The sequence below is a fragment of the Bergeriella denitrificans NBRC 102155 genome, from assembly GCF_001592185.1.
Lineage (GTDB): Bacteria > Pseudomonadota > Gammaproteobacteria > Burkholderiales > Neisseriaceae > Neisseria > Neisseria denitrificans.
In genome coordinates, this window is sequence record NZ_BCWL01000254.1 from 1 (window position 1) to 2,674 (window position 2,674).

Annotated in this window: 2 protein-coding genes; both read right to left on the reverse strand. The window is 52.7% G+C overall.

Annotation, left to right across the window (positions count from 1 at the left end):
* Positions 1-215: 215 nt before the first annotated feature.
* The gene (gene aroG, locus BDE01S_RS09865; protein ID WP_066080982.1) at positions 216-1,256 is read right to left on the reverse strand and encodes a 3-deoxy-7-phosphoheptulonate synthase AroG; all 1,041 of its coding nucleotides are present in this window, start codon (positions 1,254-1,256) and stop codon (positions 216-218) included.
* Positions 1,257-1,362: 106 nt separating this feature from the next.
* A complete protein-coding gene (locus BDE01S_RS09870) occupies positions 1,363-2,082 on the reverse strand; it encodes a hypothetical protein (protein WP_066080985.1) in 720 nt (239 codons plus the stop codon).
* Positions 2,083-2,674: the final 592 nt, after the last annotated feature.

Genomic DNA, 2,674 nt, shown 5'->3' on the forward strand with positions numbered 1-2,674 from the left:
CCTGTACGATTTGTACTGTCTGCGGCTTGCTGCCTTGTTTCACTCTGTGTTCTCTGTCTGTATAACCAATTGAAATATAAAGGATTAACTAAATTGCTTATCCTGAGTTTATGTTGTGGAATACGGTAGGTGTTCGCACATTTCGTCAAAAAGGCCGTCTGAAAAATGCCCATTTTTCAGACGGCCTTTTTGATGGTTTGGAATAAGCTAAAGCCTTACAGGCGGGTGCGGTTGGCTTCGGCCAGCAGCGCCAGCAATTCTTCGGTGGCCTCCCAGCCGATGCAGGCATCGGTAATGCTTTGGCCGTAGGTTTCCGGCTTGTCTTGGCGGCCTTCGACCAGGTGGCTTTCCACCATCACGCCCATGATGTTGTTTTCGCCTTGGCGCAGCTGGGCGGCGATGTCGGCGGCGACTTCCATTTGGCGTTTGTAGTCTTTGCGGCTGTTGGCGTGGCTGCAATCGACCATCAGCTTGGGTGTGACGCCGGCTTGGGTCAGCTGGGCGGCTGCGGCTTGGACGTGTTCGGCGCTGTAATTCGGCTCTTTGCCGCCGCGCAGGATAACGTGGCAGTCGGGGTTGCCGCTGGTGTGGACGATGGCGGAGTGGCCGCTTTTGGTGACGGATAGGAAGTGGTGCGGGTGGTTGGCCGCGCCGATGGCGTCGATGGCGATTTTCAGGTTGCCGTCGGTGCCGTTTTTAAAGCCGACGGGGCAGGAGAGGCCGCTGGCCAGCTCGCGGTGCACCTGGCTTTCGGTGGTGCGCGCGCCGATGGCGCCCCAGGAAATCAGGTCGGCGTAATATTGCGGCGTAATCATGTCGAGAAATTCGGTGGATGCGGGCATGCCCATGTCGTTGAGGGTCAGCAGCAGCTTGCGGGCTTGGCGCAGGCCGAAGTTGATATCGAACGAGCCGTCGAGATGCGGGTCGTTAATCAGGCCTTTCCAGCCGACGGTGGTGCGCGGTTTTTCAAAATACACGCGCATCACAATCAGCAGCTCTTTTTCGTATTTTTTGCGTAAGGGCAGCAGACGCTCGGCGTATTCCAGCGCAGCTTTCGGGTCGTGGATGGAGCAGGGGCCGATGACGACCAGCAGGCGTTTGTCTTGGCCGTGTACCAAATCGGCGATTTCGTGGCGGGTTTTGTGTACCAGCTCGGCCGCGCCGTTGCTGATGGGCAGCTCGTAAAGGTGGGCGATGGGCGGCAGCAGTTCTTTGACTTCTTTGATTTTAATGTCGTCTGTTTGGTAGCTTTGCATGGTTGGTCCTTATTTTCGGTAGGAGCATAGGGTAACGCCTTTGCGGGCGGGGAACAAGGCTTTTTGATTAATTTTGGCAATTTTATTTCAAAAAATCCTGTTTATTTTATTTTTTGGATTTTAAATTTTGTTTTTTTATAATATTTAGCATTTTATTTTGCTTGGCTGAGTTGTTAGGCCGTCTGAAAAAGCCGTAGAAAATCAGGGCGGTGCAGAGCAATACAGGCGCGGCCATTTCTGCGGATTCTTCAAATGCCTGCACGATGAGGTTGGTATGCGCTTCGAGCGGGCGGTGGAAGTATTCTTCCATATACATATTGGCGCGGTCGGCAACTTTGGCGGCGGCCAGTAGGGCAACGGCCAGCAGGGTATAGAAGTGAATCAGGCGCGGGCTGTCTTTTTGCCGCCAGGATGCGACGAAGGTTTTGAGCAGATACAGCACCAATACGGCCAGCGTGATGACAAGCAGGCCGCCGATGATTTTGTGCGAAAGCGGCACGATGTCGCTGAGATAGAAGTTGCTGCGTAAAAAGTGGGTGCGGAAAGCGGCTTCTTGGAAAAAGGATTTGTGCAAATCCATTTCGCGCAGACCGAGCAATACGGCAGCAGCGGCGGTGGCGAGCCGCGTGGGCATTTTCAGACGGCCGAACAGGCAGAGCGCGGCCAGTGCAAACCACAAATAAGGCGAAACCGATTCGACCGTGCCGCCTTCGATAAAGATAAAGGTGGCGATGTCCGCAGGCGCATACAGGGCGATGTGGAACATGAAAAACCAGTAAACGGCCAGCAGCAGGGCGGTGATGGAGAGATGGATGCGGGTATTCATTGCAGGGGTGTCGGAGAGATAAGAAATGGGCGATCGGGGCGGGCGGAGCGGTTGTTTATCGCTCAACTATTGTGGATTCAAATAAGAAAGATACAAGGCGGCAAGCTGCAGGCAGTACAAGTAGTACGACAAGGCGCAGCCAACGCTGTAGATTTTTTATTTGAATTCACGATATTTAATTATGCGTACATTGTTCGTTGTATGCGGCATAAAGGAGATTGGCGATATTCGGTCGTGCAGATAAGCGGGTCATTGTACTCCGATTGGCGGGGCGATGGAACGCTTGGGGCGGCGGCTTGGGGCGAACGGTTTTTGATGCGGGTTGTACGATATATAGTCGTAGAACTTAAATTCCTAAAAAACGGAAATCTTTATTGACGTCATTCCCGCGCAGGCGGGAATCTACTTTAGATATCAAGCAATATATTGCTTTAAAAAAGCCACAGTAACTCTTCAGTGGATTCCCGCATGCGCGGGAATGACGGCATTTACGGCAATAAAGATTTCTGTTTTTCAGGCATTTCTCTATGGATGCCCGTTAGGCTGATACAGCGTTACAGCGGCTTGCTGCCTTGCCTTAATCTGCTGAAAT

Coding starts and splice junctions, on each gene's coding strand:
- aroG (WP_066080982.1), bottom strand. CDS start 1,256: ATGCAAAGCTACCAAACAGACGACATTAAAATCAAAGAAGTCAAAGAA.
- BDE01S_RS09870 (WP_066080985.1), bottom strand. CDS start 2,082: ATGAATACCCGCATCCATCTCTCCATCACCGCCCTGCTGCTGGCCGTT.